Genomic DNA, 14,977 nt, shown 5'->3' with positions numbered 1-14,977 from the left:
CCGCATCACCCCCACGGCCGCACTACAGGACAACAGCCGCACGGACGATCATCCCGCGCCCACCGTCACCCCGCACGGAATTGAGCAGCAGAGTCAGCACGTGACGCAAAAAGATCGCCGGCCGGTCCCCTGCTCCCGCTAAGTTCGGTCCTGTGGACCACGATGACGAGAGCAAGGCCCGTATACGTCACGGCGAGCACTGCGCTCGGTGGGACGTGTTCGAGATCGAGCTCGACGGACCGTCGCACGGCAACCCGTTCACCGACGCCGAACTCGGCGCGACGTTCAGCGACGGACGGCGCGAGCTGCGCGTCGGCGGCTTCTACGACGGGGGCGGAACGTACCGGATCCGGTTCATGCCGGACGCCGAGGGATCCTGGACCTTCGTCACGTCGTCCACGACACGGTCGCTCGACGGCCTCTCCGGCCGCTTCCTGACCGGGCCGGCCGCACCGGGACTGCACGGTCCGGTGCGGGTCGCCGACCAGTACCACTTCGCGTATGCCGACGGCACGCGGTACCTGCCGATCGGAACCACCGCGTACGCCTGGACGCACCAGGGGGAACGCCTGCGGGCCGCGACCCGGAACACGCTGGCGGCCGGCCCGTTCACCAAGGTGCGGATGTGCCTGCTGCCCAAGGCGTACGTCTACAACACCGGCGAGCCCGAGTTGTACCCGTTCCCCGGCTCCCCGGCCGACGGCTGGGACACCACCCGGTTCGACCCCCGGTTCTTCCGGCGGTTCGAGGACGAGGTGTGCGCGCTGCGTGAACTGGGGATCGAGGCGGACGTCATCCTCTTCCACCCCTACGACCGGTGGGGCTTCGCCGAGTTGGGGCGCGACGCCGACGACCGGCTGACGCGCTACGCCGTGCGGCGGCTGTCGGCGCTGTCGAACGTGTGGTGGTCGATGGCCAACGAGTACGACCTGGTAAGGGCCAAGAGCGAGGCCGACTGGGAACGTCTGGCCGGCATCGTGGCCAAGGAGGACCCGTACGGCCATCTGACCTCCATCCACAACTGCCGCCCGTTCTACGACCACGCCAGGCCGTGGATCACACACTGCAGCATCCAGCGCACCGACGCGTACCGCACCGCGGAGAACACCGACACCTGGCGGGAACGGTGGGGCAAGCCCGTCGTGGTCGACGAATGCGGGTACGAAGGCGACGTCGAGCACGGCTGGGGCAACCTCACGGGTGAGGAACTGGTACGGCGCTGCTGGGAGGGCGCGGTCCGCGGCGGGTACGTCCAGCACGGCGAGACCTACCTCAACGACGCCGAGGAGCTGTGGTGGTCCAAGGGCGGCGCGTTGATCGGGTCCAGCCCTGAACGCATCGCGTTCTTGCGGGATGTCGTCCGGCAGTCCCCCACCGGCGTTCTCGACCCCCTTCCCTCCGACTGGGACGCCCCCCGCGGCGGGGTCCAGGGCGCGTACGAACTCATCTACTTCGGCTTCAACCGCCCACGCTTCAGGAACATCCGCCTGCCCGCCGGCGGCCGGTTCGCCATCGACGTGATCGACACCTGGGCCATGACCATCGACCGTGTCGGCGCGACGGCGGACACCAGCGTGCGCGTGGACCTGCCAGGCCGCCCGTACATGGCCATCCGTCTGACCCGCCTGCCCGACGACGCCTGGTTCCGCGAGGGGTGAGTAGGTGTCATGGGCGTTGTGGTGGCGCATGACTCGGCCACGTCCGCGGTGCTGCCTGGGTCTTGTGGTCCCGTGTAACGTGGCCGGTCGATGCGCGTCGCGAAGTGGGAAGTGGCGGGTCGACTACGGGCGGTGCCACCAAGCGGTCGACGTGTCGCGCAGGGTGTTGGTGCCGCAGCGCACCTCGCCCTGGCCGAGGTGGTAGGTGTACCAGTCGTCGATGTACGACACCTTCAGCCCGGCCTGCCGGTACGCGGCGGTGACCGCCTCGGTGAAGATGACTGCTGCTTCCGGGCCGTAAAGATCTTCGGTGCCCTGGGCGTCCTCGCGGGCCGGCTGGCGAAACGGCGGCCGGGCGGGGGCTCGGAGCGGTGCCGGTCCGCCGGTGGGAGCTGATGGTCGGTCGCGGTCACGGGAGAAGCCAATCGATCGGACGCTGGGCGGCCACGTGCACGGCACCGGTGGCCAGGGTCATGGACGTGATCGCGTACGGCGGCCCGGACACCTGCGACCAGCGATAGCCGGAGCGGCCAAATGCGGACATCCACCCAGCAATAGGGCCCCCGTCGGCCCGCCGGAGCGGCGAACGTGAGACGAACATGAATTACATGAGAGTTCGATTAAGACGTCGTCTCATTTGGCGATTCTGCGGTAGCAGATGAGGCTGCAGGCGATGGCGGTGAAGGCCAGGAAGTGTTCGGCCTTGCGTTCGTAGCGGCGGTGCAGGCGGCGGCAGCCGGCCAGCCAGGACATCGTGCGCTCGATCGTCCAGCGGTGCCGACCGAGCCGGGTGGAGGACTCGATGCCCTTGCGGGCGATGCGGTGCCGGATGCCGCGCTTGCGTAGCCATCGGCGCAGGTGGTCGTAGTCGTAGCCCTTGTCCGCGTGCAGCTTGGCGGGCCGTCGTCTGCGCGGGCCGCGGCGGGATCGGATCGGCGGGATGCCGCGCACGAGCGGCTCGAGTGCCTGGCTGTCGTGCAGGTTAGCGCCAGAGATGCCGATGGAGAGGGGTAAACCGGTCCGCTCGGTGACCAAATGGATCTTCGAGCCCTTCTTGCCCCGGTCGACAGGATTCGGACCTGTCAGGTCCCCCCTTTCAGGGCCCGCATGTTCACCGAGTCGATCGCGCAACGCGACCAGTCCAGGTCGCCGCGCGAACCCAGCTCGTCGAGGATGACGCGGTGCAGCTTGGCCCAGACCCGGGCGGCGGTCCACTCGGTGAAGCGCCGGTGCGTCAGTCGGCCCCGACGGACCGAAGACCGGCGGCAACTGCCGCCAAGTGCAGCCCGTCGTGGCCACGAAGATGATCGCGGCAAGCACCTCGCGATCCCCGTACCGACGCCGACCGCCGCCCTGCGGCCGCGATGGAGCAGGTGGGACCACCCGCTGGAACAGCTCCCACAACTCGTCTGGCACCATGCGCTCGACCATCACCACGCGGTGCAGAATACCCAGCACTCCAAATGAGACAACGTCTAAGCGATTTCGGGCTGCGGAGCCGTCGAGGAGTGATTTCCTTGACATGGATCCTACCGGTGCAGCTCAGAGTGGAATTCGCCACACTTTCTGTTGTTTACCGGCAACTTATTTACTTATCCGGAATTGATGTCAGGGCCATTGTCTGGGGTATGACCGCACGTCTGCCTTTCAGACCGCAGCACGGTTCATCCGCCGCCTGTCCGCCCGCACACTCACGGCATGACCGACGTCGTCCTGTACGAGACCGAGGGCCCCCTCGCCCGCATCACCCTGAACCGTCCCGACAAGCTCAACGCCCTCAACACCGAGGCGGTGCTCAAGCTCGACCGGCTCGTTGCCCGCGCGGCCGCGGACGACGGCGTCAAGGTCGTCCTGATCAGCGGGGCCGGCCGGGCGTTCTGCGCCGGGTACGACATCAACGACGAGATCGAGGACGGCACGCAAACGCCGCTGGACTGGCTGCCCGTGCTGCGCCGCGATGCCGATGTGACCCTGCGGATCTGGTCCTGTCCGAAGCCGACCATCGCCGTCGTCCAGGGCTACTGCCTGGCGGGCGGCTGCGAGATCGCCATGGCCTGCGACATGATCGTCGCGGCCGAGGACGCCCGGTTCGGGGAACCCGAGATCCAGTACGGCTCGGGCCCCGTCGCCCTGATCATGCCGTTCGTACTCGGGCAGAAGAAGACGAACGAGCTCCTCTTCACCGGCGACAGGATCGACGCGCGCGAAGCGCTCACCGCCGGGCTCGTCAACAAGGTGGTGCCGCTTCAGGAGCTCTCCGCGGCCGCCGAGCGACTCGCGCTGCGGATCGCCCCCACGCCGCTCGCCGTCCTGCGGCTGACCAAGCAGGCCCTGAACAGGGCGTACGAAGCCAAGGGCTTGCGCACCGCGGTGGACGCAGGCGTGGACATCTCGGCGATCCTCAACGGCGCCAACACCCCGGAGCAGCAGGAGTTCGACAGGATCGCGGCAGCCGAGGGGCTCAAGGCCGCCCTCGCTTGGCGGGACGCCCGGTACGGCACCGCGGGGTGAGTGCCTCAGGCGCGGCGCCCGAGACCGGACGCGACGGGGTCTCCGTTTCCAGTACGACGGTCCGCAGCGCGAGCAGCGCCATCCAGCACTCGGCGACGTCCTGAGTGGTGCCCAGGCTGCGCCCCGTGAGCTGTTCGATCTTGGCGAGCCTGGAACCCAGCGTCTGCTTGTGGATGCTCAGCACCTCGGCCGCCTTCTTCCACGACCGGTCGCAGGCCAGGTACACCTCCAGCGACCGGATCAACTCGGTACGGTGCGCGCTGTCGTAGTCGATCACCGCGCCCAGGACGCTGCGTGCCGCGTTCTGCGCCTCGGTGACGGTCCTCGGCAGGAACAGAGGGTGCTCGGCCGCGTAGTCGACGTGCCCTCCGCCCTGGGAACGAGCCGCTTGCAGCGCCCAACGGGCCTCTCGTGTCGCATCGGGTATGTGCGAGAGGACATGGACCACAGAGGACGTACCGACCGGAGTCTCCGCGTCGAGGACGGCCGGCAGATCTCCCCCCTGTGCCGCTTCCACCAGGACGAGGACGACGTCACCGGCGGTGGTGGCGAGGTGTGCGATCCCGTGATCGGACAGGACGTCGCTCACGCCCCACTCGTCCTCATGGAGGGCGGCCACCGTCAGTGATTCCTGGACGATTCCGTGCTGGCGCAGTTGCCGGGCCGCGGAGTCGCTGTCTACACGTCCCTCGATCAGTTGACTGAACAGCTGCCGGGCCGCTCGTTTGAGGTTCTCGCGCTCCATGGTGAGCCGCTCCACCTCGACGGCGATCAGACTCGCCAGGTGCAGTACGGCGAACGGGTCGATGCGGTTGCCCGTGCGGTCGGGGATGACGAGCATCGCGGGCCGGCTGCTGGGCACCGGGAAGCAGGTGCAGGAGGCGTCACCGAGATCCAGGTGCAGGCGGGCGGGCAGTCGTTGCAGATTCGACTCCACTCCTTGGACGATTGCGTGTGCCACCCGCTTTTCGAGCCGCTCTTTTCCGGTCAGGATTTCCGTTCCATGCCGCGCGTCGACGACGAAGACGGCGTGACCCAGCTCTTTCGCGACCCGATCAAGCAGAGACTCATTTCCTTTCCGGTCGGGGCTGCCCACCGCGACGTTCAGGCGCGAGAGCTGCCAGAGCCGCTGGAGTTCCGCGTGCTGATTGGCGGTCGCCACGGCACGCGCGACCACGGAGAAAGGGGTGTCGTGCGCGGTGAGCAGGACGGGGAAACCGAGGTCGTCGGCGGTGTCCAGCATGGCCTGCGAGAGGCGTGGCATCGGCGCGTAGTCGCCCAGGGCCACGCCGCACAGGCCCGCCTCGGCCAGCTGTCTGACGAAGCGCGCCTGTCCGCTCTCGTCGGCGGGGACACAGTGCCCGATGGACATGAGGAGCTCGCCCTCGCCCACCCAGTCCCAGGGTGCCGGCATCTCGCAGGCGTGCGCCCAGACCACGGGACGGTCGAGACCGGCGGATCCGGCCAGCACCTTGTTGGTGATCTGTGGAATCGCGAGCAGTTCCCGCAACGTCAGGGTCATTGGCTCCCGCTCCCCTTGCGTCTCGCATCTCGATGCCACCGCCGTCCACGGTATGAAAGCAAGAGGAACTTTCGTACCCCGGCACGGTTCAGGTGCCTGGTGTGATGCAGCACAGTAGGGCCACGGCCGGAGAATCAGCAAGCCGATGGGGCAGGGGATTTCCCTGCCCCATCGGTGACTTTTCCATGGCCGAATCAAACGCGACTTGAATCTGAAGGTGGGGTCGCCATGAGTCAGTCGGGGATTCGGGAGCGGGACGCGGTGCGGGATATCGAGGCTCTTTTCAACCCGCGGTCCATCGCCATTGTCGGCGCATCGGACGATCCGGAGAAGTACGGGAACTGGCTGGCCGTCCGTGCCGTCGTCGGCGCCCGCCCGGTGCACCTCGTCAACCGTTCCCGGTCAACCGTGCTGGGGCGCCCCGCCGTTCCCAGCCTCGCGGGCCTCGGAGAAGAGGTCGATCTGGCCGTGGTCACCGTCTCGGCCGCCGCGTTCGAGGAGGCGGTGGACGACGCCCTGCGCGCCGGGGTCCGCGCCATCGTGGGCATCACCTCCGGGCTGGGCGAGCTGGGCGGCGAGCATCTGGTGCGCCAGCGCGCGCTCGTCCAGCGCGTCCGTCAGGCGGGGGCGGTCCTGCTCGGCCCCAACTGTCTGGGCGTACTCGACCACACAGCGGCGCTCGACGCCTGCGCCAACACCTTCCCGGTCGGCACGGTGGGGTTGGTCTCGCAGAGCGGCAACATCGCCGTCGACGTGGCCACCCGGCTGGCGGACTACGGCATGGGCATCTCACGCTTCGCGAGCATCGGCAACCAGGCCGATGTCGACTGCGCCGACCTGATCGACTCCATGGCCGCTCACGACGGAACCGACGCCGTCGCGGTGTACTGCGAGGGCTTCCAGGACGGACGGCGTTTCGCGCGGGCCGCGGCCCGCGCGACCGCGGCGGGCAAGCCCGTTGTTCTGCTGACCGTCGGCCGGGGCGCCGCCTCAGTCCGGGGCGCGGCATCCCACACCGGAGCCATGGTCAGCTCCGACGTCGCGATCAGGTCCGTGTGCGCCGCCGCCGGGGCCGAACTCGTCACCAGCCCGGCCGAGATGGCGGACCTCCTGCAGGCGCTCACCCGCACCGCTCTCCCCGCGGGGCCGCGTGTGGCGGTGTTCGCCGACGGCGGTGGACACGCCTCACTGGCCGGCGACGCCGTGGAGATACGGAGCCTGCTGGTCGAGCCCTTCTCGACGGAGACCAGGGCCCTCGTCGCCGCGGAACTCGCCTCGGCACCGGGCATCTCGAACCCCATCGATACTGCCGGTGCCGGCGAGAAGGACATCGAGCTGTTCTCCCGCGTCAGCCGGATCCTGACCGGGGCGGCAGACGTGGACTCGGTCCTGCTCACCGGCTACTTCGGCGGATACCGGAAGTACAGCACCGAACTCGGCCACGCAGAGCTCCGCGTGGCCAGGGAGTTGGCGGACATCGCGACCCGCTCCGCCAAGGCGTTCATCGCCCACCTCATGTTCGACACGTCGCCCGCTGCCCAGGTGCTGCGGGAGGGCGGGGTGGCGGTGTACCGCGACGTCGAGACGGCCGCGTGGGTACTGGAGCGGATCACCGCCCGAGGCGGCGCGGCGGCCTCCGGCGTCCCCGACGTACCCCCGCCTTCCCCGCCCCTGACCGAGTCCGGATACACCGCTGCCAGACGGCAGCTCGCATCCGCCGGGATTCCCTTCGTCCGGGCCGCGGAAGTGTCGACGCGGGAGGAACTGCGGCGGGCCGCCAGCCGGATGCGGTTCCCGATGGTGCTCAAGGCTCTCGGAGACGAGCACAAGTCCGACCGCGGCGGCGTGGTGCTGGGCATCCCGGACCTCTCACGTCTGGAGGAAGCCTGGCTCGATCTGCGGCACAGACTCGGCCCTCCGGCTGTCTCCGTGGAGGAGATGGCCGACCTCACGGACTGCGTGGAGATCATCGTCGGTGTCCGCCGCGATCCGTCGTTCGGCCCCGTCGTACTCGTCGGCATCGGCGGCGTGTACACCGAACTCCTGCGCGATATCCGCTGCGCGCTCGGCCCGGTCACCCCCGCTGCCGCCCGCGGACTGCTGCTGTCGCTGAAGGGAACCTGGCTCCTCACCGGGTTCCGCGGCCGCCCGGCGGTGGACCTCGACGCGGCCGCCAGGGTCGTGAGTGCCGTGTCCCTGTTCGCCGCTGCCCATCCCGAGATCGACGAGATCGAGTGCAACCCCGTGGCCGTCACGCCGAAGGGAGCGACGGCCCTGGACGCCCGCATCGTCCTGGCCGACCCGCGCCCCTGACATCAGTCACCGCAACCGACATCACCACACCGACGATCCGAAAGGCGGACCATGCCCACGACCGACGACCAGCGCGAGACCGTCTCCAGCGCACAGGTGCGAGAAGTCCCCATCGGAGAATTGCCCCCACTCGGCGACGTCCCGCAGACGATGACCGCCTCCGTCGTACGCCAGGACCGCTTCGGCGATCCCGCCACCGCCTTCCGGCAGGAGACCGTCCCGGTCCCGAAGATAGGCCCCGACGAAGTCCTGATCGCGGTCATGGCCGCCGGCGTGAACTACAACAACGTATGGGCCGCCCGTGGTTACCCCGTCGACCAGATCGCCACGCGTCAACGCAGGGGCGAAACCGAGGACTTCCACATCGGCGGATCCGACCTGTCCGGCATCGTCTACGCCGTCGGCAGCCACGTGGAGAACATCGCTGTGGGCGACCACGTCGTCACCCACCCCGGGTACTGGGACGCCGACGACCCGTGGATCGCCGCCGGACGCGACCCGATGATCGCCCCGTCGGCACGCATCTGGGGCTACGACACCAACTACGGCTCCTTCGGTCAGTTCGCCCGCGTCCAAGCCCACCAGGTACTGCCCAAGGCGCCCCACCTCACCTGGGAGGAGGCCGCCGCACCCACCCTGGTCGGCACAACGGCGTATCGGATGCTGCACGGCTGGCCGGGCAACACCCTCCAGGAGGGTGACCTGGTCCTGGTCTGGGGAGGCTCCGGAGGCCTGGGAACCCAGGCGTCCCAGCTGGTGAAGGCGGCCGGCGGCCGGGCGGTGGCCGTGGTCTCCGACGACGAGCGCGGCGAGTACGCCACGAAGTACGGGGCGATCGGCTACATCAACCGCCGGGAGTTCGGCCACTGGGGCGTGCCACCGCTGGTGGACGACACCGCGGGCCAGAAGGAGTGGTCCGCCGGCGCCCGCGCCTTCGGCAAGAAGCTGTGGGAGATCGCCGGTGGCCGCGAGGACCCCGCGATCGTCTTCGAACACCCCGGCGCAGCCACCCTCCCCACCAGCGTCTTCCTGTGCAGGCCGGGCGGCATGGTGGTGATCTGCGCCGGCACGACCGGCTTCGACGCCATGGTCGATCTCCGTTACCACTGGACCCGGCAGAAGCGTCTGCAGGGCTCCCACGGCACCAATGACGAACAGGCCATCGCCTACAACCAGTTGGTCGTCCACGGTGTCATCGACCCGGTTCTGGGCAGCGTCCTGCCGTTCTCCGAACTGGGTCAGGCGCACGCCCGCATGGGACGAGGCGAGGACGTCTTCGGCAACGTCTCGATCCTGGTCAGTGCCCGGGAACCCGGTCTCGGGCGGCAGTAGGCAGTTCGTCACGTCGGGCTCGCGGTGCAGGACGGCCAATCCCTGTCCGGTTCATTCGGAACGGAGTCCTCGCCGAAAGCATCTCTACGGATACAGAACCCTCTCCCGCCGCAGGGCCAGGTGCCCTGGTTGTGCCCGGGAGAGCGACGTCAGTCGAGCAGAAGTGGGAGCCACCCCCGATGCGCCTCACACGTAAGTCGTCCCTGAAGAAGTGCGCCCTCGTCACCGTCTCCACCGCCCTGGCCCTGACCGGCCTGGTGACCGGCACCGGTTCCGCGCAGGCGGACGGAAGCGGACCGGGCAGCGCAAGCAACATCGGCGGTACAGGTCCCGGGAACACCGACGTCACACTGGACCGGCTGTGCAACCAGAGGCACAGCATGACCTACAACCTCACAACCGGCGAGTTCAAGATCCCGGAAGCGCACATGCGGGACGTCTTCGGGAAGCCGTACGGTTCGTGGAGGGTCTCCCCCGACGGGTGCGACTATGCGGAGGCTTCGCCCTGGCCCATGAAGGCCAAGCCCGCCCCCACCCCCGAGGGGACCGGCAACCGCGGCACGACAGAGGACAAGTGACCTTCGTCAGCGGCAGTCGCGAAGAGTAGCTTCTCCGCCACCGCGGGCGGCAGCTTCGGCTACGAGTGAGACTGGGAGAGGACCTCGTCCTTCGAGCGTCGCAGCGAGAAGTCCGTCCCGCCGTGCACCCAGGTCGCGACGACCTGGACGCCGTGCCAGCGCGTGGTTGCGCGTAAACGCGGTCTTCCGCCGGGCGCGGGCAGCGCCAGCAGCGACCGCCCGCACCTGACCGACGCCTAGGCCGCGAACCAGGAGGTCGCCGACTGGTTGTGCGACTGTACGCCTACGGCTTCCTGCGGTCCTGTCCGGCCGGGCGCAGACGCTGGCACAGATCCCTGAAAAAGCCCCACGCCTCAGCGTTCGAACAGCCCCCAGACGGTAGTGGAGTGCCGAGCCGCACGGGCGTCGGGCCCCGGGCGGCCGGGTGCTTGGCACGAGCAGTGCCGATGAGCCCGGCCTTGTCGTGGCCAAGCGTGGAACGCCACGCCGTTCCTGAGGCCGCCGTTGAGCCGTCCGCTCCCGTCGACGGCCGCCGCGGGAAGGCAGCCGTCCGAGTCGTAGTCGAGGCGCGGCATGTACTTGTTCGTTCTGGAACGTGGTCGCGTTCCACGGCAGGGAGCTGAGGACGGCGACGTTGGCGCTGTCCGCGAGACCCCCGGTCAGCGCGGTGGCGGCGACCGCTGCGAGCGCGGCCTTACCGAAGCGGGACCCGCCGCCCGGGGCGGTCTTCCGTACGGCGACCGGCCCACGCCTCTTGGGCGTGGGCCGGTCCTCCGCACGCACGGCGAACGCCGGGTGTCTCGCTACTCCGTCTTGATCGCCGTCAGCATGTTGAGACGCGCGGCGCTGCGGGCCGGCCACACCGCGGCCAGGACACCGACCGCGGCGGCCGACAGCAGGAACAGCCCGATCTGGCCCCAGGGCAGCACCACCGCAAGGTCCGGCAGGGCGTCCTTGGTCATCTGGCTGAGCGCCCAGCCCAGGAAGACACCGACGGCGATGCCGACGACCGCGCCGAAGAGGGAGATGACCACGGCCTCCAGCCGCACCATCTGCTTCACCCCGCGCCGGTCCAGACCGGTCGCCCGCAGCATGCCGATCTCCTGCCGCCGCTCGAAGACCGACATGGCCATGGTGTTGATGATGCCCAGGACCGCGATGACCAGGGCCATCGCCAGGAGCGCGTACATCATCTTCAGCATGGAGGCGATGATGCCGCCGAACTCGTTGTAGATGTCCTGCCGGTCCATCACGCGGAACGCGGGGCTGTTGCCGAGGGCGTCGACGAGGGCCTGCTCGTTGCGGTCGCTCACGCCGCCGTCCATCTTCACGAAGATCCGCGAGATGTACGCCCGGGAGTCGTCCGCGCGGAGGGTCTCCTCGGGCACGAGGACGCTGTACGAGGAGACGAACTCATTACCCTTGAAGATCGCGCCGATGGTCAGCTTGACCGTGGTCTTGTCCGTGTAGGTCACCGGGAGGGTGTCGCCGACCTTCCAGCCGTTGGCGCGGGCCACCTCGTCGGGGACCGCGATCCGGCCCTTGGCGAGGGTGTCCGGGGAGCCGGAGACCAGCTCCGGGGCGAGGACCTCATGAAATGCGCCGGGGGTGATGCCGGCGACCTGGGTCGGCTTGCCGTCGAGCGTCAGCTCCGATTCCCGCAGGGGGGAGACCGCGGTCGCACCCCGCGCCTTGCGTACGGCGTCCACGGCCGAGGCGTCCATGGTGCCGAACTCCTGGGCCGGGGCGAGCATGTAGTCGGCCTTGACCCGGTCCGTGATCTGCTGGTCCAGGGCCTGGCCGACACTGACGCCGAGCACCGACACCGCGGTGATCAGGGTCAGCCCGATGGCCAGGGCGGAGGCGGTGGCGCCCGTGCGGCGCGGGTTGCGCACCGCGTTCCGCCCGGCCAGCGTGCCGGAGACTCCGAAGGCCCGCAGCAGCGGCCGGACCAGGGCGATCACGGGCCGGGACAGCAGCGGGATCAGCACGATCACGCCGATCATGGTGAAGAAGGCCCCGAACGCGACGGCCGCCATGCCGGCCTCGGTGCCGGCCGTCGAGCCCGAGAGGATCAGTGCCGAGCCGAACAGGGTCACCAGGGCGCCGATCGAGTTCCGCACCACCAGGGACTTGGTGGTCGCGGGCAGGTGGACACTGCCCAGGGCGGCGACCGGCGGGATCTTCGCTGCCCGGCGGGCTGGCAGCCAGGCAGCGAGCATCGTAACCAGCACGCCCACGGCGAGCGCCGCGACGATCGTGGTCGAGGAGACGATCAGCGGGCCGTTCGGGATCTTGGCGCCGAAGCCGCCCATCGCGGAGCGCAAGGCGACGGCCATCACCAGTCCGAGCACGAACCCGGCCGCGGAGGCGGCCGCCCCGACCACCAGGGCCTCGCTCAGCACCGAGCGGGTGACCTGGCGGCGGGAGGCGCCGACGGCCCGCAGCAGGGCCAGGTCCTTGGTGCGCTGGGCGACCAGCATGGTGAAGGTGTTGGAGATCAGGAAGATGCCCACGAAGAGCGCGATGCCGGCGGCGGCGAGCAGCATCTTCTTGAGGCCGGACAGCTCGTGCTCGATGCGCTCGGCCTGCTGGGCCGCGAGCTGCCGCCCGGTCAAGGCCTGCATGTCGTCGTCCGGGAGCAGCTTCTGGATCCTGTCGCGGAGGGCAACGTCGCTGACGCCGGGGGCGGCCTTGACGGTGATGTCGTTGTAGAAGCCCGGCTGGAGGTAGAGGCGCTGGGAGACGGCGGTGTTGAAGAGGACGAGACTGCCGCCGGCGTTGACGGCGCCGTCGTCCGTGGTGAAGATCCCCGAGAGGGTGTACTCCCGCGCCGGGCCGTTGGTGGCGACGCGCACGGTGTCGCCCACCTGGTAGCCGCCCTTGGCCGCGGAGTCCTGGTCGAGCGCTATCTGGCCGTCCGCGACGGGGCCGAAGCCCTTGACGAAGGTGTAGCGGTCGTCCGTGCCGTCCTTGCCGGGGGCGAAGGCGGAGCCCGCGTTGGACCAGCCGCTGCCGATCAGTTTGCCGTCCCGGTCCGCGACGAACGCGACGCCGCCTGCCCGGCCGACCACGCTCTTGACGCCGTCGAGTTTCCTGATCTTGTCGAAAGTCTGTCGGCTGACGGCGGGGTTCCGCTCGCTCGTGGTTGGGGTCGGAGTGACGGCGACGGCCACGTTCTCGTAGCTCTTCGCCGTGTCGTTCTGGAAGGCGTTGCGGAGGGTGTCGGTGAAGGTCAGGGTGCCGGAGACGAAGGCGACGCCGAGAGTGACAGCGAGCAGGGTCATCAGCAGTCTGGCCTTGTGCGCGAGCACATTGCGCAGTGCGGTGCGGAACATGGGTTCCTCTGTCCAAGTCATGGTCGGGGTGCCCGGCGCGGGGATGCGACCAGGCCGTTGAGGGCAGGGGGAGGAGGGAAACGTGGGCCGGGCGGCGGGGCGGTGATCCGCGCGGGTCAGCTGACGCGGACCCTGGCGTCGAACTCCTTCATGCGATCGAGAACCCCGTCGGCGGTGGGCTGCACCATCTCGTCGACGAACCGTCCGTCCGCCAGGAACACCACCCGGTCCGCGTATGCCGCGGCCACCGGATCGTGGGTCACCATCACCACCGTCTGCCCCAACTCCCGTACGGAGTTGCGCAGGAAGCCCAGCACCTCCGCGCCGGAGCGTGAGTCGAGGTTTCCGGTGGGCTCGTCGGCGAAGACGATCTCGGGGCGGGAGGCCAGGGCTCGGGCCACGGCCACGCGCTGCTGCTGGCCGCCGGAGAGCTGGGTGGGCCGGTGGTCGAGACGGTCCCGCAGCCCCACCATCTCGATGACCCTGTCCAACCACTCCTGGTCGGGCCTGCGGCCGGCGATGTCCATCGGCAGCGTGATGTTCTCCGCAGCGGTCAGGATGGGGAGCAGGTTGAACGCCTGGAAGATGAAACCGATCTTGTCCCGGCGCAGCTGGGTGAGCTGACTGTCCCGCAGCCTGCCGAGCTCGATGTCGCCAATGCGCGCGGAGCCGCTGCTGAACGTGTCGAGTCCAGCGACGCAGTGCATCAGCGTGGACTTGCCGGAGCCGGAGGGCCCCATGATCGCGGTGAACTCGGCTCGGCGGAAGCCGATGGTGACCCGGTCCAGGGCGACCACCTGAGTCTCGCCCTGCCCGTAGATCTTGGACAGTTCCGTGGCGCTCGCGGCCACGGCGGTGCTGCCGGCGGTGGACACGGTGAATGCGGTGGACATGAGGGAGTACTCCGATGGGCTGGACGACGGATGAGCGGATGACGCTCCAGAGAACCGTGCTGCTGTTGCGGCGGCTCCGGCCCGGAGCGTGCCCATCGTCGCGTCCGGCTCTCCCACGGCGCGTCCAACCCTGCTCCGGTCCTCATGGAGGGCCCTGAGACGTACCGAAGACCTGGTTCCTCATCCCCGGGTATGACACCGACCCTGAGCCCCGAGGGCGCGGCTCACCGCAGGGCCGGTAGCTCACTGGCGGCCGTACGCTGCACGGCACTTGGGACAGAGCGAAGGGCGTCTGTGACGACGACGGCTCGCAGCTCCTCTTCGGAGCAGACGACCGGCTGACGGCCGTCTCCGATGCGGAGTGCGGGTCTGGGACACCACGGGTCCACGGCGGGGCCGGGGGCCCACCGTCGAAAAGGTGACGGCGGGCGGGTTCGGGTGGCTCGGCGAAGATCGTGTGGAGCCCCGTACCGGAACTCCCAACGCTTGATCCCCTACACCACGACGCGGTACGACGCGGGACGCGACCCGGCGACGTCTGGCCGCCGCTCGGCCTGCGCGTGAAGTCACGCAACGCCAGGTCCACGAATGCCCATAACCCGCATGTGGCTGACTGGACCGACCTTGCTCGACTGCTCGGTCGAGGCGAGTTCGCCGACATGTTCAGCTGCCCAGCGACACCCCCGTCGGAGTGGGACCCCGTCTTCGTTCTCAAAGGCCGCCAGATGATCTGGCGGGGTGTCGGCGGTCTCTGAACCTGGACCCCTTTGGGGTCGGTGACTTTTGACCCCGTGTGTGCAGTTGTTCACCCGGTTGCCGCGCTCGGTGTGCG

At 69.2% G+C, this 14,977-nt stretch carries 10 protein-coding genes and 1 pseudogene; 5 read left to right on the top strand and 6 right to left on the bottom strand.

Annotated features, from left to right (window positions below):
- Positions 1 to 152: 152 nt before the first annotated feature.
- Positions 153 to 1,658: a DUF5605 domain-containing protein gene (locus ACWD3C_RS46125; RefSeq protein WP_451154406.1), complete on the top strand. Its 1,506-nt coding sequence runs from the start codon at positions 153 to 155 to the stop codon at positions 1,656 to 1,658.
- 123 nt (positions 1,659 to 1,781) lie between these two features.
- On the opposite strand, the gene ACWD3C_RS46120 is transcribed toward ACWD3C_RS46125, so the two are convergent.
- The gene (locus tag ACWD3C_RS46120; RefSeq protein ID WP_451154404.1) at positions 1,782 to 2,117 is read right to left on the bottom strand and encodes a protein-arginine deiminase family protein; all 336 of its coding nucleotides are present in this window, start codon (positions 2,115 to 2,117) and stop codon (positions 1,782 to 1,784) included.
- 174 nt (positions 2,118 to 2,291) lie between these two features.
- Positions 2,292 to 3,089: pseudogene (locus ACWD3C_RS46115) on the bottom strand (IS5 family transposase).
- 267 nt (positions 3,090 to 3,356) lie between these two features.
- Between ACWD3C_RS46115 and ACWD3C_RS46110 the strand changes: the two are divergent.
- On the top strand, positions 3,357 to 4,169 hold the full coding sequence (locus ACWD3C_RS46110; RefSeq protein ID WP_451154402.1) for an enoyl-CoA hydratase/isomerase family protein: 813 nt from the start codon (positions 3,357 to 3,359) through the stop codon (positions 4,167 to 4,169).
- On the opposite strand, the gene ACWD3C_RS46105 is transcribed toward ACWD3C_RS46110, so the two are convergent.
- Positions 4,120 to 5,691 (bottom strand): PucR family transcriptional regulator, encoded by a 1,572-nt coding sequence (locus tag ACWD3C_RS46105; RefSeq protein ID WP_451154400.1) that lies wholly within the window; start codon positions 5,689 to 5,691, stop codon positions 4,120 to 4,122. The two genes, ACWD3C_RS46110 and ACWD3C_RS46105, sit on opposite strands and share 50 nt — an antisense overlap.
- 228 nt (positions 5,692 to 5,919) lie before the next feature.
- Between ACWD3C_RS46105 and ACWD3C_RS46100 the strand changes: the two genes are divergently transcribed.
- The 3 genes from ACWD3C_RS46100 (at position 5,920) to ACWD3C_RS46090 (ending at position 9,914) form a co-directional block, all read left to right on the top strand.
- Entirely contained in the window at positions 5,920 to 8,004 is a 2,085-nt protein-coding gene (locus tag ACWD3C_RS46100; RefSeq protein WP_451154398.1) for an acetate--CoA ligase family protein, read from the top strand.
- 51 nt (positions 8,005 to 8,055) lie between these two features.
- Positions 8,056 to 9,336, top strand: coding sequence for a crotonyl-CoA carboxylase/reductase (gene ccrA, locus ACWD3C_RS46095; RefSeq protein ID WP_451154396.1), 1,281 nt, complete (start codon positions 8,056 to 8,058; stop codon positions 9,334 to 9,336).
- A gap of 179 nt (positions 9,337 to 9,515) precedes the next feature.
- Complete coding sequence (locus tag ACWD3C_RS46090) at positions 9,516 to 9,914, top strand: hypothetical protein (protein ID WP_451154394.1); 399 nt, start codon at positions 9,516 to 9,518, stop codon at positions 9,912 to 9,914.
- A 353-nt stretch (positions 9,915 to 10,267) separates the two neighbouring features.
- Here ACWD3C_RS46090 and ACWD3C_RS46085 read toward each other — a convergent pair whose 3' ends face one another.
- The 3 genes from ACWD3C_RS46085 to ACWD3C_RS46075 form a co-directional block, all read right to left on the bottom strand.
- Positions 10,268 to 10,489 carry an NPP1 family protein gene (locus ACWD3C_RS46085; RefSeq protein WP_451154392.1) on the bottom strand — a complete coding sequence of 74 codons (222 nt, stop codon included), beginning with the start codon at positions 10,487 to 10,489 and terminating at the stop codon, positions 10,268 to 10,270.
- Positions 10,490 to 10,717: 228 nt separating this feature from the next.
- The gene (locus tag ACWD3C_RS46080) at positions 10,718 to 13,252 is read right to left on the bottom strand and encodes an ABC transporter permease (RefSeq protein ID WP_451154390.1); all 2,535 of its coding nucleotides are present in this window, start codon (positions 13,250 to 13,252) and stop codon (positions 10,718 to 10,720) included.
- Between the two features lie 116 nt (positions 13,253 to 13,368).
- On the bottom strand, positions 13,369 to 14,145 hold the full coding sequence (locus ACWD3C_RS46075) for an ABC transporter ATP-binding protein (protein WP_451154388.1): 777 nt from the start codon (positions 14,143 to 14,145) through the stop codon (positions 13,369 to 13,371).
- Positions 14,146 to 14,977 lie beyond the last annotated feature (832 nt).

The sequence above is a fragment of the Streptomyces sp. NPDC002845 genome (genome assembly GCF_053591955.1).
The sequence above is the reverse complement of the archived record's forward strand: the minus strand, read 5'-3'. Positions and strand labels throughout refer to the sequence as shown.

Bases quoted from the DNA above. Each gene is read 5' to 3' on its own strand.
- ACWD3C_RS46110 (WP_451154402.1), top strand. From the start codon at position 3,357: ATGACCGACGTCGTCCTGTACGAGACCGAGGGCCCCCTCGCCCGCATC.
- ACWD3C_RS46090 (WP_451154394.1), top strand. From the start codon at position 9,516: ATGCGCCTCACACGTAAGTCGTCCCTGAAGAAGTGCGCCCTCGTCACC.
- ccrA (WP_451154396.1), top strand. From the start codon at position 8,056: ATGCCCACGACCGACGACCAGCGCGAGACCGTCTCCAGCGCACAGGTG.
- ACWD3C_RS46100 (WP_451154398.1), top strand. From the start codon at position 5,920: ATGAGTCAGTCGGGGATTCGGGAGCGGGACGCGGTGCGGGATATCGAG.
- ACWD3C_RS46080 (WP_451154390.1), bottom strand. From the start codon at position 13,252: ATGTTCCGCACCGCACTGCGCAATGTGCTCGCGCACAAGGCCAGACTG.
- ACWD3C_RS46085 (WP_451154392.1), bottom strand. From the start codon at position 10,489: ATGCCGCGCCTCGACTACGACTCGGACGGCTGCCTTCCCGCGGCGGCC.
- ACWD3C_RS46075 (WP_451154388.1), bottom strand. From the start codon at position 14,145: ATGTCCACCGCATTCACCGTGTCCACCGCCGGCAGCACCGCCGTGGCC.
- ACWD3C_RS46105 (WP_451154400.1), bottom strand. From the start codon at position 5,691: ATGACCCTGACGTTGCGGGAACTGCTCGCGATTCCACAGATCACCAAC.